At 64.4% G+C, this 21,388-nt stretch carries 23 protein-coding genes; 11 read left to right on the top strand and 12 right to left on the bottom strand.

What is annotated here, in order from left to right; genetic code table 11:
• The first annotated feature begins 25 nt into the window (after positions 1 to 25).
• Positions 26 to 517: a hypothetical protein gene (locus J8F10_RS26620; RefSeq protein ID WP_210659188.1), complete on the top strand. Its 492-nt coding sequence runs from the start codon at positions 26 to 28 to the stop codon at positions 515 to 517.
• A gap of 170 nt (positions 518 to 687) precedes the next feature.
• Positions 688 to 1,473: a hypothetical protein gene (locus J8F10_RS26615; protein ID WP_210659186.1), complete on the top strand. Its 786-nt coding sequence runs from the start codon at positions 688 to 690 to the stop codon at positions 1,471 to 1,473.
• A 65-nt stretch (positions 1,474 to 1,538) separates the two neighbouring features.
• Here J8F10_RS26615 and J8F10_RS26610 read toward each other — a convergent pair whose 3' ends face one another.
• The gene (locus tag J8F10_RS26610; RefSeq protein WP_210659184.1) at positions 1,539 to 2,108 is read right to left on the bottom strand and encodes a 3-isopropylmalate dehydratase; all 570 of its coding nucleotides are present in this window, start codon (positions 2,106 to 2,108) and stop codon (positions 1,539 to 1,541) included.
• A 359-nt stretch (positions 2,109 to 2,467) separates the two neighbouring features.
• Here J8F10_RS26610 and J8F10_RS26605 point away from each other — a divergent pair, with 359 nt between their 5' ends.
• Positions 2,468 to 4,432, top strand: coding sequence for a sigma 54-interacting transcriptional regulator (locus tag J8F10_RS26605; RefSeq protein WP_210659182.1), 1,965 nt, complete (start codon positions 2,468 to 2,470; stop codon positions 4,430 to 4,432).
• Between the two features lie 82 nt (positions 4,433 to 4,514).
• Here the strand turns inward: J8F10_RS26605 and J8F10_RS26600 are convergent, their stop codons facing one another.
• Entirely contained in the window at positions 4,515 to 6,080 is a 1,566-nt protein-coding gene (locus J8F10_RS26600; protein ID WP_210659180.1) for a type II secretion system protein, read from the bottom strand.
• A gap of 44 nt (positions 6,081 to 6,124) precedes the next feature.
• The gene (locus J8F10_RS26595; RefSeq protein ID WP_210659178.1) at positions 6,125 to 6,832 is read right to left on the bottom strand and encodes a hypothetical protein; all 708 of its coding nucleotides are present in this window, start codon (positions 6,830 to 6,832) and stop codon (positions 6,125 to 6,127) included.
• Positions 6,833 to 7,275: 443 nt separating this feature from the next.
• Here J8F10_RS26595 and J8F10_RS26590 point away from each other — a divergent pair, with 443 nt between their 5' ends.
• The gene (locus J8F10_RS26590) at positions 7,276 to 7,575 is read left to right on the top strand and encodes a hypothetical protein (RefSeq protein WP_210659176.1); all 300 of its coding nucleotides are present in this window, start codon (positions 7,276 to 7,278) and stop codon (positions 7,573 to 7,575) included.
• 38 nt (positions 7,576 to 7,613) lie between these two features.
• Here the strand turns inward: J8F10_RS26590 and J8F10_RS26585 are convergent, their stop codons facing one another.
• Together J8F10_RS26585 and J8F10_RS26580 are read right to left on the bottom strand one after the other, a co-directional pair.
• The gene (locus tag J8F10_RS26585; RefSeq protein ID WP_210659174.1) at positions 7,614 to 10,082 is read right to left on the bottom strand and encodes a PEP/pyruvate-binding domain-containing protein; all 2,469 of its coding nucleotides are present in this window, start codon (positions 10,080 to 10,082) and stop codon (positions 7,614 to 7,616) included.
• 1 nt (position 10,083) lies between these two features.
• Positions 10,084 to 10,809: a ribonuclease HI family protein gene (locus tag J8F10_RS26580; RefSeq protein ID WP_210659172.1), complete on the bottom strand. Its 726-nt coding sequence runs from the start codon at positions 10,807 to 10,809 to the stop codon at positions 10,084 to 10,086.
• Positions 10,810 to 10,908: 99 nt separating this feature from the next.
• On the opposite strand from J8F10_RS26580, the gene tsaB reads away from it, so the two are divergent.
• A complete protein-coding gene (gene tsaB / locus J8F10_RS26575; protein ID WP_210659170.1) occupies positions 10,909 to 11,592 on the top strand; it encodes a tRNA (adenosine(37)-N6)-threonylcarbamoyltransferase complex dimerization subunit type 1 TsaB in 684 nt (227 codons plus the stop codon).
• Between the two features lie 39 nt (positions 11,593 to 11,631).
• On the opposite strand, the gene J8F10_RS26570 is transcribed toward tsaB, so the two are convergent.
• Together J8F10_RS26570 and J8F10_RS26565 are read right to left on the bottom strand one after the other, a co-directional pair.
• Complete coding sequence (locus tag J8F10_RS26570) at positions 11,632 to 12,033, bottom strand: hypothetical protein (RefSeq protein ID WP_210659168.1); 402 nt, start codon at positions 12,031 to 12,033, stop codon at positions 11,632 to 11,634.
• A gap of 262 nt (positions 12,034 to 12,295) precedes the next feature.
• On the bottom strand, positions 12,296 to 12,466 hold the full coding sequence (locus J8F10_RS26565; protein ID WP_210659166.1) for a hypothetical protein: 171 nt from the start codon (positions 12,464 to 12,466) through the stop codon (positions 12,296 to 12,298).
• Between the two features lie 272 nt (positions 12,467 to 12,738).
• Between J8F10_RS26565 and J8F10_RS26560 the strand changes: the two genes are divergently transcribed.
• Positions 12,739 to 14,040: a molybdopterin molybdotransferase MoeA gene (locus tag J8F10_RS26560; RefSeq protein ID WP_210659164.1), complete on the top strand. Its 1,302-nt coding sequence runs from the start codon at positions 12,739 to 12,741 to the stop codon at positions 14,038 to 14,040.
• A gap of 628 nt (positions 14,041 to 14,668) precedes the next feature.
• A complete protein-coding gene (locus J8F10_RS26555) occupies positions 14,669 to 16,732 on the top strand; it encodes an FG-GAP-like repeat-containing protein (protein ID WP_210659162.1) in 2,064 nt (687 codons plus the stop codon).
• A 109-nt stretch (positions 16,733 to 16,841) separates the two neighbouring features.
• Here the strand turns inward: J8F10_RS26555 and J8F10_RS26550 are convergent, their stop codons facing one another.
• Positions 16,842 to 17,006 carry a hypothetical protein gene (locus J8F10_RS26550; protein WP_210659160.1) on the bottom strand — a complete coding sequence of 55 codons (165 nt, stop codon included), beginning with the start codon at positions 17,004 to 17,006 and terminating at the stop codon, positions 16,842 to 16,844.
• Entirely contained in the window at positions 17,003 to 17,902 is a 900-nt protein-coding gene (locus tag J8F10_RS26545; protein ID WP_210659158.1) for a hypothetical protein, read from the bottom strand. The genes J8F10_RS26550 and J8F10_RS26545 overlap by 4 nt, the downstream gene beginning before the upstream one ends.
• 60 nt (positions 17,903 to 17,962) lie before the next feature.
• Between J8F10_RS26545 and J8F10_RS26540 the strand changes: the two genes are divergently transcribed.
• Complete coding sequence (locus J8F10_RS26540; RefSeq protein WP_246522721.1) at positions 17,963 to 18,298, top strand: IS1/IS1595 family N-terminal zinc-binding domain-containing protein; 336 nt, start codon at positions 17,963 to 17,965, stop codon at positions 18,296 to 18,298.
• Positions 18,299 to 18,312: 14 nt separating this feature from the next.
• A complete protein-coding gene (locus J8F10_RS26535) occupies positions 18,313 to 18,702 on the top strand; it encodes an IS1 family transposase (RefSeq protein WP_210651479.1) in 390 nt (129 codons plus the stop codon).
• Here the strand turns inward: J8F10_RS26535 and J8F10_RS26530 are convergent.
• The 3 genes from J8F10_RS26530 to J8F10_RS26520 form a co-directional block, all read right to left on the bottom strand.
• Positions 18,671 to 19,030 carry a hypothetical protein gene (locus J8F10_RS26530; protein ID WP_210659156.1) on the bottom strand — a complete coding sequence of 120 codons (360 nt, stop codon included), beginning with the start codon at positions 19,028 to 19,030 and terminating at the stop codon, positions 18,671 to 18,673. The genes J8F10_RS26535 and J8F10_RS26530 overlap by 32 nt on opposite strands.
• Before the next feature lie 320 nt (positions 19,031 to 19,350).
• Positions 19,351 to 19,695, bottom strand: coding sequence for a hypothetical protein (locus J8F10_RS26525; RefSeq protein ID WP_210659153.1), 345 nt, complete (start codon positions 19,693 to 19,695; stop codon positions 19,351 to 19,353).
• Complete coding sequence (locus tag J8F10_RS26520) at positions 19,692 to 20,171, bottom strand: GNAT family N-acetyltransferase (RefSeq protein ID WP_210659151.1); 480 nt, start codon at positions 20,169 to 20,171, stop codon at positions 19,692 to 19,694. The genes J8F10_RS26525 and J8F10_RS26520 overlap by 4 nt, the downstream gene beginning before the upstream one ends.
• Before the next feature lie 56 nt (positions 20,172 to 20,227).
• Here J8F10_RS26520 and J8F10_RS26515 point away from each other — a divergent pair, with 56 nt between their 5' ends.
• Entirely contained in the window at positions 20,228 to 20,776 is a 549-nt protein-coding gene (locus J8F10_RS26515; RefSeq protein WP_246523601.1) for an adenine phosphoribosyltransferase, read from the top strand.
• 23 nt (positions 20,777 to 20,799) lie between these two features.
• Positions 20,800 to 21,381, top strand: coding sequence for a hypothetical protein (locus tag J8F10_RS26510; protein WP_210659148.1), 582 nt, complete (start codon positions 20,800 to 20,802; stop codon positions 21,379 to 21,381).
• Positions 21,382 to 21,388: the final 7 nt, after the last annotated feature.

Here is a 21,388-nt window from a genome sequence, read left to right as displayed (position 1 = left end):
TGCGTTGACTGAATGAGTGACTGCAATGACGGATTACGACATTCAGGGTCCGGCGCGGGTGTGTGCCGCAACGGGGCGCGAGTTGAAACCGGGCGACCGGTTCTTCGCGGTGCTGACGGAAAGCGCGGGCAAGCTGGTTCGCACGGACGTCGCGGCGGAGGCGTGGACCGAACCCCCACAAAGTGCGGTGGCGTACTGGGCCGGGAAGGTGCCGGTCGCGGGGCACAAGCCGCGTAAAGCGGTTGTCAACGACGACCTGCTACTGGACTGCTTCGATCGGCTCAAGGATTCCGCCGATCCGGACGGGCTGAATTTCCGCTACGTCGCGACGCTCCTGCTGATGCGCCGGAAGCGGTTCAAGTTCGAGGACGCGGCCCGCGACGCGGACGGGCGCGACGTGCTGATCGTGCGGGACGCGCGCGGCGGTGCGATTCATCATGTGGTCGATCCGCGCCTGAACGACGAACAGATCGTGGCCGTACAGACCGAAGTATTCCGTGTCCTGGGCTGGGAATAGTGGTCACTGCTCACTGGTGTGCCCCCATGAACGACGTCCGCCTGTTCCTCGTCGCCCTCGCGCTCAGCCCAGCCGTTGGGTGCGAATGGATGAAAAACCAGGGCATCGGCCAGAACCGACCCGGACCCAACAAGACCGGCGAGTTGCCGCAAGTCGCGCCCGAACAGCTCGTGAAGTACCTCAACGACGGCGCCGACCGGCTCCAATCCATTACCGACGCCGACGTGCGGGTGACCGCGCGCGACCACTACATTCCGCTGCCGCCGTTATCCGGTGGGGGCTTGACCGCCAGCCAACCGCGCAATTTCCGCATGGTCGCCGGCACGTTGGTAGGTGGAGCTAAGGTCGATCTCGGGTCCAATGATCAGCACTTTTGGGTGTACGGAAAATTTCCCGGGAACGAAATGTTTGTGTCCGCTTCGCACATCGATTTCAACGAAGGTAGGGCGAAGATCCCGGGTGATATTCCGTTCGAGCCCGAATGGGTAATGCAGGCGTTAGGCATGGCCCACTTCCCGCCCGCCGGCACGCCCGCGACCGATTACAAGGTTAAGGTCGATTCGAGCTCCAAAGCGCGCACGTACACGCTTTCTTGGAACGCTGTGACACCTAATAAAGTACCCGTAACTAAGGAAATTGTGTTCGACGGCGACGCGGCCACGGGCAACAGGCCGCAAGTGAAGAAACACGCTGTCTACAACATGAAGAACAAACTCATTTGCTCCGCCGAAATCAAGGAAGCGAAGACGGTGCCGGTTGGTGATGGCGTCGTGCAGTACCCGACCAAGGTGCTGTTGCGGTGGGAGGAGCAGAAGTTCGAGATGGAGCTGGAACTGTCCAACGCGAAGATCAATCAGCCACTTTCTCCAGCAGACGCTCAGAACTATTTCTCGCGCCCGACCAAATACGGTCAACCCATTGACCTGGCGCGACACGAAGCAAAGCCTCTGAAATAAATGAATCGAGCCGGTGGGTGCCAGCCACTACCCACCGGCCTTGCGACCGCGGTTCACCTCACACATCAACTCGCCAGCATTCCCACTTTCTTCGCATACGGGAACAGCCCGCCGGCTTCGAGAATCGGCGCGACTTCACCCAGCGGGAGCAGCGCAAACGTTTCGCCGCTGGTCGTGTTCGTGAGCGTGCCCGCGGTGATATCGATAACGAGGCTGTCGCCCGTGCAGATGCGGTCGACGAGCCGCTCTTTCGTTTCGAGCGGGACCAAATACCCGCCGTTAATGCTGTTCCGGTAGAAGATGCGTGCGTAGAATTCCGCGACCACGGCGAGCACGCCGGCGGCCGCCAGTGCGATCGGGGCGTGCTCCCGGCTGGAGCCGCAGCCGAAGTTCTTCCCGCCGATGATGATCTTGTACGGCGAGACGAACTCGTCCCCGCCGGGCGTGTGGAACGGGACGTGGCCCTTGGGCAACCCCGTGGCGGCTTCGGGAACGCCGCTGAGGGCGTACTTCCCGAACATTTTGTACTCCGCCGGGATCGACGGGTTGTACGTGAGGTACTGCGCGGGGATAATTTGGTCGGTGTCGATGTTGTCGCCCAGAACGTATGCGACGCCTTCGATACGGGTCTGCATTTCGAGCCTCGATGGGTGTGCGCGACAACAAATGTGAATCGCGTTCTTGTTACCGTGCGAAGAACTCCCGGGGCGCGCTCGTTCGGGCGTTCGCGATTCCTGTTCGTTTTGTGCGCGTTCTCCGGTTTCTCGTGTGCATTTTGCCTTCGTTAATTACCTTAGTTCCGCGGGCCGGTTGTGGGAACCCCGCGACCGGGCTTCCGCAAAGCAAAATGCGTGCTAAAGTTTTCCGTAGCGAACGGTTGTTCTGGGGGGCCGTCGCAGCCGTCATATCACCATTCTGGTGTCGTCCGACGGCGGCCCCCGCTGGAGCGTAGCCACAGATGCGCGCGCGACTCACTCTCGAAGGCGGCGAATGCGTGCCACCGACTCTCGACCTGTCCCCCGCGGGGCAGCCGGTCACGCTCGGCCGCAGCCGGGATAATACCGTTGTGTTACGGGACGAGATGGCGAGCCGGACGCACGCGAAGATTTACTTCGAGGACGGGCGCTGGCACGTGCGCGATTTCGGGCTCAACGGCACCCGCGTGGACGGGCACCGGGTCAACGGCGCGGTCGAACTGAGCGACGGGCAGCGGGTCAAGATCGGCGAAGTGGTGCTCAAGTTCGTCCTCGAACCGAAGAGCCCGCCGAAGCCGGTGAAAGAAGCCCCGCCCACGATGCCCAACAAGGCGCTGAACGAGGGGCCGCACAACGCCACGAAGGTCCACGAGATCCCGCTCGACCGGCTCCTGCCGAACGACCTACCGCCGGACCAAACCGCCAAACAGTTGCGGGTGGACGAACTCACCGCGCTGTGCAAGTTCATGACCGGCGCGGTCGAAACCAAGACCCCGCTCGATCTCATCGGCTTCGCCCTGCGCGCGATCCTGAACCAAACGGCCGCCAAACTCGCGGGGTACCTGAGCCTCGACCCGGAAGACCCCGGTCCCAAGATCGTGATGCCCGAATCGGCCGCGATCGACATCCCGCTCAGCCGCCGACTCACCGCACAGGCCCAGAAGAACGGCAAAACGATCTGGCTGTTCCCGGACCTCAGCGCCGCGCACCCGCCGACCGATTCGCTGTCCTCGTTCGCGGACGCGATCTGCATCCCGCTGAAGGCGTCCGGCGAGCCGTTCGCCACGCTCCACGTGTACCGCTCCGGGCGCGCGTTCGTCGAGCGCGACGTGCGGTTCATCGAGGCCGTTGCCGGGTTCCTGGCCCACGGGTTGGAGATCCTGCGCACCCGCCGCACACTCGAAGCCGAAAACTCGCGCTTGCGGACCCACACGCCCGCGGCCGACGACATCATCGGCGGCAGCAACGCCGTTATCCACCTGCGCCAACAGATCTTGCGCGCGTCGCCGCAATCGTTCACGGTGCTCGTGCAGGGCGAGAGCGGGTCCGGGAAGGAACTCGTTGCGCTCGCACTGCACCGCAACAGCCGCCGGTCCGAAGGGCCGCTCGTGGTGGTGAACTGTGCGGCCATCGCGCCGACGCTGCTCGAAGCGGAACTGTTCGGCTACAAGAAGGGCGCGTTCAGCGGCGCCGACCGCGACCACCCCGGTCTGTTCCAGCAAGCGGACGAAGGGACGCTGTTCCTCGACGAAGTGGGCGAGCTCTCGCTCGAGTGTCAGGCGAAATTGCTCCGCGTGATCGAGGGGAAGGCGTTCCGCCCGGTCGGGGCGACGGGCGACATCAAGGCCGACGTGCGGGTCGTGGCCGCGACGCACCGCGACCTCGAAAAAGAAGTGAAGGCCGGGCGGTTCCGCCAGGACCTGATGTTCCGGCTGAAGGTGATCCCGATCCGCGTGCCGTCGTTGCGCGAGCACCCGGAGGACATCCCCGAACTGGCCGCGTTCTTCCTGGCGAAAGTGTCCAGCGAGTGCCGGCGGAAGTTCAAGCTCACGACGGCCGCGATGCGGAAGCTCCAGGCCTACCAGTGGCCCGGGAACGTGCGGCAACTGCGCGCGGCCATCGAGAGCGCCGCGGTGATGAGCGAGAGCGACACGATCGAGGCCGACGCGATCCCGCTCACCGGCACGACCGAACTGGCCGTCCCCGCGGCAGCGCCCGGCGCCGCAGTCGCCGCGCCCGACCTGCCGCCGAGCCTGGACATGGTCGAAATCGAGACGTGGGCCATTTGCAAGGCGATGAAGCAGACGAACGGGAACGTGAGTCACGCGGCCAAGCTGCTGAACATCAGCCGCGACACGCTCCACACCAAGTTGAAGAAACTGGAAGAGAAGGGCATCAACCGCCACTCCCTCCTGTCCGGCAACACCACAATCACCCCGGCGCCGATCACGACGCCCGAGCCGGTCGGCACGACCGAAATGTAAGTGCGTGTGAATGACGCGAAACGGTCCGCGCTTCCGAGTGTCTATCACTCGGAAGCGCGGACCGTTTCGCGTTTGGGGCGCCTTACTTCTTCAGCGCGGGCTGCGGCATTTTTACGCGCAGGTCGTCGCCGCGCGGGTCGTCATCGTATGAGTTACCGCCGTCGTCCTTGCCGTTCACCCCGACGCTGTAGAACAGGTACCCCTTCTCGCTCGGTTTGTAGGTGAGCGGTTTGCCCACGAAAACGTCGTCGGGGATGCTGGCGATGTACTTGGGCGCGAGGTCCGCGAGTTTGGCCGGGTAGCGCCCGTGGTCCTTGTTGTAAGCCGCCAGCGCGAACGCGATCTGGAGGTTGGCCGTCACCTGCTCGGAGCGGTCGTGTGCCGATTGCACCTTCTGGACGGCCGGTGAAAGTAGGCCCATCAGCACATCGCCCAGAGCCTTCCCGACCACCTTTCCCGCGTCCTTCTCGTTCAGGAGTTTCTTCATCTTCTCCGCGTCCTCCATCACCTTCTTGGTCGCCTTATACTCCTCTTCGATTTTCTCGAACTCTTTGGCCCGCGCCGCGCGGTCCTTCATCTTCATCGCAGCGCCGAGGCGGTCGTACCACTTGTTCATCGTTTGCATGACCGTGGTCCAGTCCATCATTTCAAGCGCCTTCTTTTCGTCCGCGATGACGGGCGCCTCGTTCCCCACGAGTCCCGCCAGCCCGCTCATCCCGCCCATCCCGCGGCGAATCAACTGCAGCGCATCGAGCCCCATCATGCGCTCGCAGACACCGATCTTGTCGGCCAGTGGAGCCGAGTGCGGGAGCTCGCGCAAGTCCTTCTGGCACTTCAGGGCTTGCTTGGACGTGAGATCGGCGCGTTCCAGATAGGTCACCGTCGCGGTGCTGGCAATTTGAGTGATAGCGATGCCGACGAGAGCTTCGATCAGCGTGGCGCCGCGCGTGACGAGTCGGCCCAGTCGGTGGCACGTGAGTATGTCTTCCCACGCCTCGTCGAACTTCTTGTCTTGCAACCGGAGCATCGCGCGAGCGGAGAACGCAAAGGCCAGTTCACGGTACCTCTGAACGGAGGGCAACAGCGCGCCGATCAGGTTGCTCGAATCGCCCTCCTTCCGGCGCGACACGAGCGGGTTGAAATACTCGGGCCGCTTCAGGGCTTCGGTGGCGAGCGCCAGGGGCTTCTGGTTGGCCGTCAGCCATTCGGCCAGCGGCGGACAATCCTTGGGTACCCACGGGCGCTGCGAAACCCGGCTTTGCGCCTCGAAAACCGCTTCCAACCGCTCGCCCGAAATACCGAGCTTGTCGTGAACGTAGGCGTACACCCCAACGAAGTAATCGCCCTGCTTCGGCGGGACCGGGATATCGAGCCACTTGTAGTAGTCGAGCGGAATACCGTCGCCGCCCTCGGGCGCCGGGCCGACCACAAGGGCGAGCAGCGCGTTCGCGTTCTTCTCGGGCGAAATTCCCTTGCTCATCTCGGCATTCAGTGCGGCCTCGTAATCGATGTACCCGTGCTTGTCGAGCGGGCCGGTGACGTAGGTCGTCTCTTTGCCCAAGGGCAGTTTCGGCGCGGGTGGTGGGGTATCGTCCGCAGGAACGACGCCAACGAGAAGTACGAGTAACAGAACCGAAATGGCTTTCATGATCGACGCTCGAAGAATGAGGAACGAACGTGTGCGAGCCGAGTTCACGACCGGGGCGCGAGCTTACGCGGACGCAATCGTCGCTCGTCCCACACGACAACAATGACCACGACGACCGCCGCGACCAATCCGAAGCCCCACCACAGCGCCCGTCGCAGGCGCCTCGGTCGCGACGCGGAAATGATCTCCCCGGTTCGCACGTCAAAAACGAGCTGGTTTCCGTCGTTGGTTGCCAGGGTATATTGCGGTTTCGTATCGTGGAACTGGCCACTCGCCCGCCACAGGAGGAAGTTGTTTCCGGGCGCGTCGGCGACTTCACCACAACGACGCGGGTCGTCGATCAATTCACCAATTTCGTAGGTCCGCACCAGTTGGCCGTTGGCGTAAAAGCGAAATGCCTCGTGCGTGAGGCGCTTACCCGGCCACATGAAGCGGATCAGATGCACGCCGTCGGAAGCAATCTCGACCGAGTTAGCGTACCAATCAACGGTCCACAGTGGCGTCTTCGAGCCGTCGTTCGTGTAGAGCCCGCTCTGTGGGTAGTCGCGCCGAAGTTCCCAGCTATTCGCACCATTCACTTTGCTAAACACGTCGTCGGGGTCGTCCGTGCCGAGCATGACAAACACATATTTCTCGTTCGGACTGAGCTGCTTATAGGACGTGGCGCGTGGGGGAGAAAACGCCTGAGCCGGCACATGTAGCGCCAGGGCGCACATTACGGCCAGCCCGACTCGAAACCGTGCCGCGCGCATGGACTTGTCCGGTGTGGCGTTATTCTTGACTCCGCAACCATGATAAGAGACGATTTCGGTTGTTTGCCCGAGTCTTTTTCGCCTCCGACCCGTTCCCGGGTTATTTTCAGTGCCGTTATGGGTGCTATTCGCTGCGTGTGCTCTGGGATTGGCCGCAAGAAAAACACGTGACCAAAAGGTGAGGCATGGAGCGCCTGTGTGTCTGGCTGCTTGCGGCCCCGGCGTGGCTCTGCGCGCTGCTGCCTTTATGGGTGGTATCCGGTGGCGCAATTGACGTGATGGAAGTGCTCGGTTTGATCGCAGTTTGCACTCCGGTTGCCTTTCTGTGGTGTGCCTTTTTCTTCGCGTGTCTCGCTGTGCGGAGCAGGAATGCATGGGGAGCATGGGCCTCCGTTTTGGTTGTGTGGACCGTTGCTCTCGGGCTTACGGTGACCGATGTGCCGATGACAGTGCGAACCTATTTGAGTGCCCCCGATCTTCAGCGGTACGCCGAAAGTGATGATCCCGACCCACCGCATTACACGAACGCGAAGCGCATTGGGTTGTTTCGCGTCGAGAAAGTTTGGCGCCACGGGCGAATGGTCGCCTTTGGCACCGACGGCAAGCTCTTCGATGTGGTCGGCGTGATCTACGCGCCTGACGGCCTTCCGACGGCCCCCCTACCGATGGAAGCTGAGGAGCTTGACCGGGCGTGTTACACGCACCTGTACGGCCCGTGGTACCGGTTCGAGATAGGGGACTAAACAACCGGCTCGTAAATGTGCCTTGCGACGCTACCCACTTACGTTCCCGCTCCGCCTACGATTGTCACTGTTCCCCGTCCGCCGTCGACGCGGAGCATCTGGCCCGTTTTGAGTTGCTGCGTCGCGTTGGGCAAGCCAGCCACCGCAGGCAGGCCGAACTCGCGAGCCACGATCGCGCCGTGTGAGAGCACGCCGCCCGTTTCCATCACGAGCCCCTTCGCGTGAACGAATAGCGGAACCCAGGCCGGGTCCGTGGACGGGCACACGAGGATGTATCCGCCTTCGGGTGGCGCTGCAGTTGGTTCGGTGAGCACGAGCGCCGGGCCTTCCGCTACGCCCGCGGAGAGTGCCACGCCTTCGAGTTTGTCACCGCCGACGGGTTCGGGGAGCGGTCGGCCGATCGCGTCGAGGTCGTCGCTGAACAGTACCTGCGGCACTTCGAGCGAGAGTTCCGTTTGCCGCTTCTTGCGCGCGGCGGTGATCTTCGCGGAGAGATCCTTCTTGGCGAGCAGATCGGGCAAATCGACCGGTGTGAGGAAGAAGATGCCGCCGTTCAGCTCGAATCGGCGATCCAGTTCCACGAGCGCACGACGAATAACGGCGAAGCCTAGCAGTAGGTAGTGTTTGCCGGCTTCGCGCAGTCCGAGGTATGTGCGCAGGCGCTGGACCTTCGCGGCGAGTTGGTCGCGGTACGGTTCACCGAATTTCGCTTCGGCCGCGATCTTGTCCACATCGGCGGCAACGGCCGTGTGCTCGCGCCCCGCAGTTCCGCGCACCAGTTTGTCGAGTTCCTGCGGTGCTTCGCTCCAGCGCGGTTGCGCGAGTTCCATTTCGTTCGTGCTGCGGTGGCCGAACTGTTCCAGGAACGCCGCGCGCGTGATTCGCTCGTTCGCCAGGTCGCGAATCCCGCCCGGCAAATTGGCCTCTCCCGGCGGCGCAGCGCCGAGGCTGAGTTCGCCGACCGTGGCGCGGGCGCGATCGGCACCGAGCTTCGGCTTGAGTTGCTCGAACAATTCGCTCCACGCGAGGTCCGCGAACACTGTGGGTTTCAGGCTGTCGCGGGCGAATTCGACGAGTGTTTTGTTCGTCCACGTCTCGAATTCGCGCACGAGTGCGGGAGGCTCTAGCGCGGACCAATTTTGTGCAAGTGCCTGCTTCGCGGCGGTTGCGAACGCGGGCGCGGTTTCAGTCTCGAACTTTTGCGCGAAGTCGGCCGATTGCTTTTTCGTGGTGTTCATCAACCGCGTGAGTCCCAGGATCGTGCCCGGCAGCGCGAGGAGCCCGAGCACGCAGCCCTGACCCGCGAGCGGGTTCAGCACCGGCTTCGGGTCGAGCGCCTTGTGCGGTTCCTTCTTGTACGTGCCCAGCGGGTACTCGAGCGGCGGGCGGGCGAACTGCATGCGCGGAAGGCGCGACAAGTTCGCCATCGGCCGACCGGCGACGAGATCGAACCCGGACAGGGAGCCGAGGGCGGGATCGGGCTTAGCACCGAGGTCGCGGTTCATCGCGCCGAAGCCGCCATCGGCCGCAAGTAAGCGCTGCACGACGGCCCAGGTCATGGGGGTTGGTTCGGGGAGCACCTCGCTGAGGTTGTATCGCACCCACGCGGTTCCACGCGGATCAGCCTTGGTCTTCAACTCCGCGATAACGGCCTGGCGCACCTGTTCGCGTTCGGCCGCACCCGCCACCGTAATTGGCCGCGCTTGTAGCAGGTGAAACGTGTCATCGACAAAGGCCCACTCGATGTCGCGGGGATCGCCGTAGAACGCTTCGACCTTGCGTCCCAAGTCCACGAGTTGTGCCAGTGCTGCGTCACTCAGGCAGAACTGCCGCTGAAGGTTTGGCGGAACGTGCTCTTCGACACCGGCCGTGACGCGAACCGCCTTTGAGCCGAGCGCGCGGGTAAGAACCGCGCCCGTTGCGTGGTCGAGCGTGAACCGGTCGGGCTGCACGCGACCCGATACGACGACCTCGCCCAACCCCCAAGATGCCTCCGCGAGCATCCGCTGACCATCCGGGTCGAGCGGGTCGCGTGTGAAGAGCACGCCGGCCGATTCCGCCTGCACGAGTTTCTGCACCACGACCGCCATCGCGAGGCCGGCAGCTTCGACGTTCTGCTTAGCGCGGTAAGCGACCGCACGCTCGGTGAACAGTGAGCGCCAGCAGCGCTCGATCGCATTCAGTAGCGACTCATCACCTTTCACACCGAGAATCGTTTCCTGCTGACCGGCGAAACTGGTGTCGGCCGCGTCCTCGGCGATGGCGCTCGAACGCACCGCGACCAATCCACTCCCCAGAGTTTCGTAAGCGCCTGCCACCGCGCGCACGAACCCGGAGTCGGCGCGGATGCCGCGGTCCACGAGCCGCCGGTACGCCTGCGTCGTGACGACGAACCCGGCCGGGACCGGCAAACCCGCCCGTGCCGTTTTGCCGAGACTCAGTCCCTTTCCGCCGACGAGGTTCGCTTCCGCGTCGCTGATCTCGTCGAAGAACAGAATGTCCGGCATGTCACTTCGCCTTTTTCTTTTTCAGCACACCCGCTTCGTCCAACAGAGACCACAACTGTTCCCACACCGCCTCCGGCGGTAGCCCCTTCAGCCCGTTCGCGGCCCAGTGTTGGGCGGCGTCCGCGAGACACTGAATCGCATCCGCGCGAATGGGGGCGTCGGAGGTACTGGAAGAACCTACCCCCCCGGCCCCCCTCCTGTCCGGGAAGGGGGAGGCAGACCCTTCGCGGTCAAATAATGTTGCTTCAGTCGCAAAGAGATCGCGCGCCTGCTCCCCCTTCCCGGACAGGAGGGGGGCCGGAGGGGTAGGCCCCCCCCGCTTCCGCGGTCTGCCATCGAGGGCGTCGTTGCCGATCGCGTCCGCGCGGGTGTTTTGCTCGCGGCGCACGTGCGTAATCGTGATCTGCTCGAATTGCCGCCGGAGCTTGCACGCCTCTTCGTACAGCGGGCGCAGGTCTTCGTTCTTGACCTTGTACGCGCCGCTCATCTGCTTCACCATCAACTCGCTGTCGCTGAAGACGTTCAGCTTCTTCACGCCGAGTTCGACCGCGAGCGATAACCCTTCGACCAACGCGGTGTATTCCGCCACGTTGTTCGACGCGGTGCCGATGGTGTCCGCCTCTTCGACGACGGGCATTCCCGGGCGCGCGAGGACCACGGCGTAGGCCGCTGGCCCCGGGTTGCCGCGCGACGCGCCGTCGATGTGCATGGTGGCCGTATCGGACATCGGACCCTCAATGGTTACTCTCTCGGCTCGCCCGCCTAGAATTCCCCCCATTGTGCGAATGGTATCGCGCACCGGAAAGCACCGTAGCGGCGAACTCGAATGAACGAAAGTTGGCTCGTCCTTGAAACGTCCGGGCGCACCGCCCGCGTGGGCCTGGCGCGCGGGGACTCGCTCGTCGGCTCGGCCGAACTCGATTCGTCGCGCCGGCACGCGCGCGACATGATTTCCACCGTTGATGCGCTCCTGAAGGCCGAATCACTCGGGCCGGGTGACTTGACCGGCGTCATGGTGAGTCGCGGACCGGGCAGCTACACGGGCCTGCGCGTCGGGCTGATGACCGCAAAAGCACTCGCCTACGCGACCGGCTGCGAACTCCGTGCGGTGGACACGTTCGCTGCGATCGCGCACCAGTCGCCGGCGGAAGCTACACACGTTTGGGTGATCGCGGACGCGCTTCAAGGGCTGGTCTACGCGCAACGATTCGTGCGACAGCACGACGGCTGGCTCCCCACGAACCATCTTCAAATTCTTACTGCCGTTGCGTTTGTCGTGGGTGTGGCGGCCGATGATGTGGTGACCGGGCCGGGTGTGGGTGTGTACGATGCGCAAATCCCCACTACTAACGCCCGCGCGCCAGAAACCGACCGCGAGCCGCGCGTGGAGAGTGTGTTCGCGGTCGGGCGAAAGCTGGCGCCGCTTACAAAGGAAGAGTTGTTCGCACTGGAGCCGCTTTACCTGCGCGGCAGTTCGGCGGAGGAGAAAGCAAAAGAGCCGCGCGGGTAAATGAACCCGACGCGGCTCGAATGAAATACGGTTCGCCGACTACGGCTTCGCCGGCATCGGCTGGTGGAGTTGGTTCGACGGAACCACCATCGGGCCGGGGGTGAGCGGTGTCGGGTAGCCGATCGTCGGGTAGCCGGTCGGCGTGACTGGGATGCCATCAACCGGGATACCGGAGAAGCTCGGCGCCGATCCGCACCCGTGACACGGCGGGGACACCGGTCCCCCCACCACGGGGCCGACGATCGGACCGACCGCACCGACCGGTTCGCCAATGAGTGCCCGCCGGGTCTGAATCGGGTGCAACAGTGGGTGAGCGGCCGGCCCGCAGGTCAGGCACGGGTGGTTCGCTCGCCAACGCGCAACGGGGTGGTACAGGCACCCGGTCGCGAAGAGTTGAGAGACCGCGGCCAAGAGACCGAGGTACACAAGGCGCTTTCTCATTGTGGTGACTCCTTTTCGCGGCGAGCCGCGGCGTTCCCCTGCCGTCCGAAGGAATCATGCGCGGGGGCGGAGTCGGTGCAAACACGAGGGGCGCAGATTTAGTCGGAGATTGGGAGAATGTCGGAGTGCTGGCGCGACGAGGAAAAATCACCCGGTTGGTGAAAGGGGTGCGGTCGTGCCGAATGCGCGGTGTACGTGCGCCGGTTGTGCGGACCACGTATGTTCTGATCCGCACGGGCACAGTTTCACTCAAGATCCGCGGTTACGGCCGCGGGTTGGGCAGGAAGTCCGGCGGGGCGTTCTTGTCGCAGCAGCCGGCCGGCGGAGCGTACCGGCGGTCGTCGTTGCAACTGTTCCGACGGCACCCGCACCCGGACAGCGGAAGCATGAGCGCGAAGGCGATCAAGGTCAGTAGGAAACGCTTGGTATTCATAAGGGCCGCTCCGTCGTTAGTCTCGGCTGTCCGTGCGCATTGTTGGGGGGACGCGGGCGTTCGCCCCGCGAGCCGCGCAGTTGCTGCGGCTGACGTACTTGACATCCAAATGTAGGGCCGACTTGCGGGTACACAACTCACAGCTTGAGCGAAAGTTGTGCGAATTGTGCGATGAGCGGACGGTTGTGCGGGTCGCGCGGGCGGCGATGATTTGCGAAGTCTGGCAAAGACTTGCGGTTGTGCGGATTGTGCGGCCACCGGAGCACTGTGGAATGACCGAATCGGGCAAGCCCCCGTTCTTTGACGTGCGGATGCGCGGGTTCCGCGAACGTGCCAGTGTGGACGCGGTTCTCGCACTCCTGGAAGTGCGAACAGCCGTGCTTGGAGGCGAAACCGTTCCGCTACTCGGTGCCGCCGGGCGCGTCCTCGTGGAACCGGTCGTGTCCGGGGTCGATGTGCCGGGCTTTGCCCGCTCCGCGATGGACGGTTTCGCAGCGCGCGCTGCTGACACAGCCGGGACGCCGGTTCCGCTCGCAGTGATAGGTGAGTCACTTCCCGCGCGCCCGTTCGTGGGCGAAGTGGGACCGGGGGAGGCCGTGCGAATCACAACCGGCGCGCCGATCCCCACGGGAGCCGACGCGGTGCTGATGGCGGAGTTCGCGCGGATCGAACCGGACGGTCGCGTGTTACCGAGTGCAGTGCTGGCGGCGGGCAAGCACGTCGTTCGCATCGGCGAAGACGTGGCGCGCGGGAGTGAAGTGTTACCCGCGGGGCGCCGGCTCCGGCCACAGGATGTGGGCGTGCTCGCTTCGATTGGCGCAGCGACCGTACAAGTCGTGCGTCGACCGCGTGTCGCGATTCTGGTAACCGGGAACGAACTGCTCCCGCCCGGTTTCGTGCCCGAAGGCGTCAGGATTGTCGACAGCAACTCACCAATGCTGACCGCACTCGCAATTCGCGACGGCGCGGACGTGCTCCCCGTGCAATACATCAGGGACGACTATCAGGCCGTGCGCGACGCGCTCCGCGCGGCCGCGACCATTGCGGACGTGGTGCTCTGCTCCGGTGGCACTTCGGTCGGGGTGGAGGACCACACCCCACGCGCTGTGGCCGAGTTGGGCGAACTCGTCGTGCACGGTGTGGCACTGCGACCGGCAGCTCCCCTGGGAGTCGGGTTCGTGCCCGCTTCGGGAACGAGTAAAGAGCAAACGGCCCCTTCACCCCTTCACCCCTTCACCCCTTCACCTCCTCTCTTCCTCCTGCCCGGTAACCCCGTCTCGTGTTTGTGTGCCTACGACCTGTTCGCCGGGCGCGTGGTTCGGCGACTCGGCGGCCTGACCTGGGAACTCCCTTATAAGAAGGTCGCGCTCCCACTCACGCAGCCGATCGCGTCCGCGGTGGGGCGCGTCGATTACGTGCGCGTGAAGTGCGAGGCCGGCGGGGTCGCACCGGTCGCGTCGGGCGGCGCATCGAACCTCAGTAGCGCGGTGGTCGCGGACGGCTTCGTGCTCGTACCGCCCGAGCGCGATAATTACGCGCCCGGCGAAACGGTAGACGTGTGGCTGTTTGGATAACGGGAAGCAAATGAATATTCGCCTTCTTGCAATTACATATCGCATCAATCGGTAGCTGCTTGTTTTCGCGCGAATTCACGGGTCAGAGAAGTGAACGGCCCAATTGTACTGTGCCATCAACGCGGGCCGCTGAGTGTTCGCGCATCGACATGTTCCCGTAGCTTTACACCGTCCGTGGCTCCACCTGAAAACTGAGCCCATTTGGGGCAAAGGTTTTGATGCGCCCAGCGTAACGAAAAAAATACGCGAAATCCGGGCAAATCCGTTGGTTGACGCGGTCCGGTTGGGTGTCCTAAAGACTCGTATCTGAAACGCACGCCGCGTTCCGATCGGCCCTCCCCGATCACCCGGCGCGTGGGTGCCAGTGAAGCACTAGTCGGTCGATGCGCCCGGTTCTCCTTAAGAACCGCGCCGCCAACCCTCGGCCCCCTCTCGGATTTTGATTCGGTCCGGCCGGCTCGCACCGGCGGGTCCGCGTGTTCGTCCCAACGGCTACCGTGCCGCCGGGCGCGGTCGTTGACGCCCACTGCCTAACTCCAGACAGACTTTCGCTGCTGCCGTTCGAGCCGGCGCGGGGCGCTATGCCCCTGCGCTCCGGGCCGCGGCACGGACCTTGAGGCGCCTCATTATGTTCAAGTGGCTGACGCGAACCCCGAAGCGCTCCTCGTCGCTGAGAGCTCTGCGTCCCGCTTTTCGGCTCGAACGGCTCGAAGCGCGCGAAGTGCCCGCGGTCCTGATCCAGTTGGACTACTCGCGCGACGTCGGCGGGTTCTTCAACAACGCGGAAGCCCGCGCGGTGATGGAACGGGCCGCGAACGAACTGGGCAACAGCCTGTCGGCCAACCTCTCGGCCATTATTCCGTCCGGAGGCAACACCTGGACCGCCTCCTTCTTCGATCCCGCGACCGGCGGCCAAACCAGTGTGGCGAACCTCGCGGTCGGCGCGAACACGCTCCGCATCTATGTGGGCGCTCGCGCTCTGACGGGCGGGGAAGCGGGGTTCGGCGGGTTCGGCGGGTACGGCATCTCCGGGAGCCAGGCCTGGATCAACACGATCCAAACGCGCGGGCACTCCGGGTTCGCCCCGTGGGGCGGGAGCATCACGTTCGATAGCACCCAGACCTGGCACTACGGCCAAACCACGGACGGGCTCGATCGGAACGAACTGGACTTCTACTCGGTCGCGACTCACGAACTCGGTCACGTCCTCGGGATCGGTACCGCGACCCAATGGACCAATTTGTCGCGCAACGGTTACTTCTACGGAGCGAATGCGAACGCGCTTTACGGCGGGCCGGTGCCGCTGGCCCCGGGCGGCGGGCACTGGGCGGACGGGGCCACTCTCGGCGGGCAAGCGCTAAGTCTCGATCCGACGCTGACCTATGGAACACGGGTGAGCTGGTCGGCCCTGGACGCTGCGGCCCTGCGGGATCTGGGTTGGGGCGCGCCGGTGGCAGCGCCCGCGACGCCGACGTTCACCGCGGTGCCGGTCGCGAGCCAGAACGCGGTTGCGTTCACCGGGAACACGGACGGCACGGTGTCGCTGTTCGTCGTCTCCAACGGTGTTCTGACCGATACCGGTCGGCGCCTGACACCGTTCGCCGGGTACCGCGGTGCTCTCCGGGTCGCGAGCGGCGACTTCAACGGCGACGGCGTGACCGACTACGCCTTCACCACGGGTGCCGGTCCGCAGGCCGTCGTTCAACTGATGGACGGGCGCGACGGCAGCATCATGGTGGGTCAGACGGTCATCTTCCAGGGGTTCACGGGCGGGTTGTTCCTGGCCGCGGCGGACATCGATCACGACGGGAAGTCCGAACTGGTCGTTTCGGCCGATGCGGGCGCCGGTCCGCACATCCAGACGTTCCGCATTGAGGGCGGTGGGCTCCGGGTGCAGTCGAGTTTCTTCGCGTTCGACAACCCGGCGTTCCGTGGAGGTGCTCGCGTTGCAGCGGGGGACATCAACCGCGACGGGTTCGCGGACGTGATTGTAACGACCGGCGGACAGGCCGAGGGGCGCGTCGCGGTTTACAGCGGGGCCGACTTGCGGAACGCTACGGCGACCCGGTTGCTGCCCGACTTCATCGCGTTCGCTGGCTTGTGGTCGGGTTTGAACGCGGCGGTTGGCGACATGGACGGGGACGGGTTCGCGGAACTGGCGATCGCCCCGGACCGCGGACCGGCACACATCAAGGTGTGGTCCGGTGCGACCCTGACCAACAACCCCGGCATCCAGGCGAACGATTTACCGTTAGTGGGAAGCTTCTACGCATTCGCGCCGACCGATCCGAGCGGCGCGCGGTTGGCACTGCGCGATACGAACGGCGACGGCCGCGCCGAACTCGTCGCGGCCAGTGCGAACCGGAGCAGTTCCTACGCTCGCGTGTTCAGCTTCGAGCAAATGCAGGCGGGCGGGGCGAACGCGCCGTTCACCGCACCGTTCGGCACGCCAATTACTTACGACGGGCTCTACGCCGGGTTGCACACTGCTTCGACAACGAACACGACCGACACGAACCAACAGTCGGCACCTGTCCCTGTGGAAGCGCCCAAAGCCAGCGACGCGATCTATACCGCATCGGCCGACCCGATGAAGCACAAGTGCTCGTGCGCCGGCTGCACGTTCCTGGCACAGTTAGCGGGCTCTGCGACCGGGGTGGACGAATTGCTCTCGACGATCCCCGTTGCGTGATCGCGGGTTAATTTCGGCATCCGAGTAGCGCGGGCGACCACTTGGTCGCCCGCGTTTTTTGTTGGGCGCCATTCCGGGACAGATGGCGTTCGAGCCACCCGTCAGCGGATCATTTCTTCGGTGGCGCGGGCGGGGGATTCACGTTCGTTTGACCCCACACGAAGTCGGCCTTCGTGTTCTTGGTAAAGAAGATCGGGTCGCCCGGCTTTATCAGCCCGTTGGAGACGTAGAGTGCCGTGGACCCCGGCCACGCCGCGGCCCGGTGGCAGCTCATGCAGTTCGATTCAATACCGAGTTGGTTCTTGAACGGCGGGTCGAAGACGTTGTTCCCGAAACCCGCTTCCAGATACGGGTTGTAGCACACCACGGGCAGCGAGTTCGGGTTCCCTTCGGTCTTGGCGGTGCCCGCGGCGGGCCGGTCATGAACGAGTACCCGACCTGAGTTTCGTAGTTGTCGAACGGCGGTTGGATGCGCTTTTTCGCGGCGTCCGGGATCACGGGCTTGGTGAGCGACCACCAGAACGTTTGCCACGTCCAGTTGTCGATCTCGCGGGTCGAAACGTGCATCCCGGTCAGGATCGCGTAGTCGCCCGCGCTGATCGGCGGGCTGAACGGGCCGAAATTCTTGTTCAGGTAGTCGACCTCGGCGGCCGTCAACTTCATGTGATAAAACCGGTCGAGAGGGATGGTCGGCATGCCCCGGACGGCGACCTTCGGTTGCCCCGGCGGGAGGATGAGCATTTTCTCGCTCCAGTTGTTCGGTCCCGGTGGCTTGGTCTGGTCGATGCGCTTGTCCGGACCGGCCCAGTACGGGAGGAGCGTCGCTTCGGTCCCGCTGATGAACTGGAAGACCGGCTTGAGCATGACTGAGCGGTCCGGGTAGGGCTTCAGGTTCCGGTCGGCGACCGGTGTCTGGCCCCAACTGTCGTTGATCTTTTGCAGGGTCGCGCCGTCGTAAAACTTGTTCGCTTGTGCGTGGTCCCGCATCTCCCGGTTGTACTTGACCGTGACGGCACGGAAGCTGATGGGGTCTACAGGGTCCGCCGGAGGAGCGGGGGCCTCGGCCCCCAGGAGTCGGAGGTGACCGGGCTGGGTTCGCAACAGTTGCCGCGGGCGCGCGAACGGTCGGCCCGCCGGCTTCTTTTCCACGACCGGCGGGGGACCGAACACCTGGTCCGGGTCGAACCACGGGTAGTGGCTTGAACGGTGTCATGGTCCTACTCTGACCGGATGAGCAAATCGGCTACCGCCCTGGCCCCGATCCCGCCGTGCCCCCGGTGCTCGGGAACTCACGTGGTCCGGAACGGGGCCAACGCTTCTGGCACTCCGGTGTTCCGCTGCCAGGCGTGCCGCCGGCGGTTCGTGGCCGCTCCCAAGAAGGGTCCGGTCGGCGCGTCCGACCAAGCCCTGGTGCTCCGGTTGCTGGGCGAGCGGGTCGGGATCCGAGCCATCGCCCGGATCACCGGCCGGTCCCGGTCTTGGATCCAAGGGTTCGTCAACGCCCTGTACCGGGACGACACCCCGCGCGACCCGGGACCGCCCCCAAAAAGTCCGGTCCGGTCGTGATCGAGGCCGATGAGTTGTGGAGCTTCGTAGGGTCCAAGGATCAGGTGCGGTGGGTTTGGGTGGCCCTGGACGAGGGCACCCGTCGGGTTCTGGCGATGGTCGTCGGGGATCGGTCCGCCGCAACCGCCCAGCGCCTCTGGGGCGCATTGCCCCGTGGGTACCGGACCGGGGTCACCGTGTACACCGACTTCCTCGCCTCGTACCGCCAAGCGATCCCACGCGCCCGGCACCGGGCCGTGGGCAAGGACACGGGCCTCACCGCCCATGTCGAGCGCTTCTGGCTCACCCTCCGCCAGCGATGCGCCCGGTTCGTGCGAAAGACCCTCTCGTTCTCCAAGTGCGAGAGGAATCATCTCGGGGCACTTTGGTACTTTATCCGGCTCTATAACCTGTGCCATCAGTAAAGCCACTACCGAACCACGTCTCGAACAGTGGCACCCGGTACTCTTCCCCGCCGGCCTTCTGCGTCACCAGCTCCGTGAGCCCGCCCCACAACTGCCAGGAGTGCAGGGTCATTGCCTTGGTATCGTTCTCATCGATCCACTTCTGAACGGTGTCCTTCGACTCGAACGGCACCCACTCCGGGAGCGGCTGGTAGGTCAGCCCGAGGAGGTTCGTTGGGGGCAGTTTGGTGGCCTTGTCGTCGGCCGGCGCCCCTCCGGGCACAAGCGCGGTCCAGCAGAGCACGATCGGCACGGTGGCGAGTACACCGTAGGTCCAGAACCTCGTCATACGGGTCTCCTCAAGTCACGATGTGAATACGCGGACCCCTTCGCCGCTTCGTGCCGGGCGCGCTGCCGTGATTCCGTGATGCGGGGGTCAGTTCAGCGGGCTACCGGATATCGCGACCGGCACGGGTGCCCGCGCCGGCCAATAGGCAAACGTGACTTTATTAGACCAACAATGGCTGTTATTGGTCGGGAGACATAGCTATCGAGTTGAAGTCGGGCGCCGCCTAAACAAACACAAGGCGCCCAGCTCGAGACGTGTTACGATTCGTAAGAGTGAAATCTTTCAACAAAAAATTTTCGGTTCCGTTCGCCCCCGACTCGTCACTGCCGAAACGCCCCCGCGGTCTTCCGAACGGCCGTGCGGTCGCTCCGCGTCGCAGCGGCTCGCACGTCGGCCGGGCACGTGCGCTGCAACACCGCGTGACACATCATCGCGGTGCCGAGGTTTTGGTCCGGATCCGCTTCCCCCAATGCGTAAGCCGCCCGGCACTCGTCCGGCGTGAGCCGCTCGCGCTCCTCGGACCAGTCGCGGAACGCGGCCCAGAGCCAGTGGCGCGCGGGGTGGTTCGGCGCGGCCTGTGCGTAGCGCATGAAGTCGCTCGCGCTCTCCGGGGTCACAACTCCGGCCGCGAACCAACTGATCGGGAACAGTGCGGGAGGGTTCATCCGATGTGCGCGTCGCGCCCCGGTAGCGGGTACACTTCCATCATTCCGTAGGTCGTATCACTCATCCCGAGCGCGCGGTACGTGGCCTGCGCGCGGGTGTTTTCCAGATCGAAATAGAGCCGCAGCCCGATCACGGTGGGTTCGGCGGCGGCCCGCTGTTCGATCGCGCGATAGAGCGCGCGAAACACCCCTCCGCGGCGCGCGTCCTCGCGCACGTACACGCTCTGCACCCACCAGAACCAGCCGTTCCGCCAGTCGCTCCACTCGAACGTGACCATCATTTGGCCGACGACCTCTCCGCCGCTCTCCGCTACCGTGTAGAACCCGCGCGCGGGATCGGCGAAGACCGCGCGGATGCCGGCCGCCAGTACCGTCGGGTCGAGGTGCTTGTGCTCGGTCTCCCACGCGATCGCGGTGTTGAACGCCGCGAGCACCGTTTCGTCGGCGGGGGTCGCGGGGCGAATGGTCAGATTCATGTCACGCTCCACTAACAGAGTCCGGTTCTTCCCGTTTCGGCGCAGTACGCTAAGACATGCCCCAGAGTTCCGAGTTCCGCCAGGAGTCCGCTGTGGATCTCAGAGCGTTCATCCGCGACGTGCCGGACTTCCCCAAACCCGGCGTCCTGTTCAAAGACATTATGCCGCTCCTCGGCGACCCGGCGGCGTTCGGGTTCGCGGTGGCCGAACTCGCGGGCCACTACCCGGCGGGCGGGATCGACGTGATCGCGGCGGCCGAGGCCCGCGGGTTCCTGTTCGCCGCACCGATGGCGCTCGCACTCAAGAAGCCGCTCGTGCCGCTCCGCAAGCCGGGGAAATTGCCGGGCGAGACCCACAGTTTCAAATACGACCTCGAATACGGTTCGGCCGAACTCCACGTCCACGCGGACGCGATCCGACCCGGCGCGCGGGTGCTGGTCGTGGACGACGTGTTGGCGACCGGCGGAACGATGGCGGCGGCGTGCAAACTCATCGAACTCGCCGGCGGCAGTGTTGTGGGGTGCGCGTTCCTCATCGAACTCGCGTTCCTGAACGGTCGCGCGCCGCTCGTCGGCTACGACATCTTTAGCCTCCTTACTTACTGAGTCCCTTCACCTCCGAGGCGTTCATGTCCCGTGACCCCCGCGACGATTACTACCGCGACGATCCCGATCGTGATGACCGCGAGAGCGACTTCGGCGAAGACGACCGCGGGGACCGTGACGAGCGCGCGATTCGCCGCGCCAAAAGCAAGGTGATGGCTCCCGCGATCGGGTTGATCGTTGTGGCCGTTTTCGGATTTCTCTCGGTGGCTCTGGGGATCGTTCAGTTCGCCACTCTCGATGCGCAGTTCGACGAAGAGGTCAAGAAGGTCGAACAGAACCCGGGCATCCCGGACGCCCAGAAGAAAGATCAGATCCAGCTTCTGAATCAGTTCCGCGACTGGGCGAAAATCGGGTGGATTCCGTTCTATGCGATGATTGGGGTGTTTTCGGTAATTACGCTCATCGGCGGGGTGAAGCTGATGAGCTTGAGCGGGAAGTTCTGGCCGATCGCGGGGTCCGTTCTCGCGCTCTTGCCATGTACGAGTGGCTGCTGCTTCCTCGGCCTCGTTTTCGGTATCTGGGCGCTCGTGATTATTGGGCAACCGGACGTTAAGGCCGGGTTCGCCGCGCGCCGCCGGGCCGCGTATTCCCCGGACCGGTACTGAACACCGA

The organism is Gemmata palustris, assembly GCF_017939745.1.
Classification (GTDB): Bacteria; Planctomycetota; Planctomycetia; order Gemmatales; family Gemmataceae; genus Gemmata; species Gemmata palustris.
Note: the sequence above shows the minus strand (reverse complement) of the source record. Positions and strands in the feature narration are given on the sequence as shown.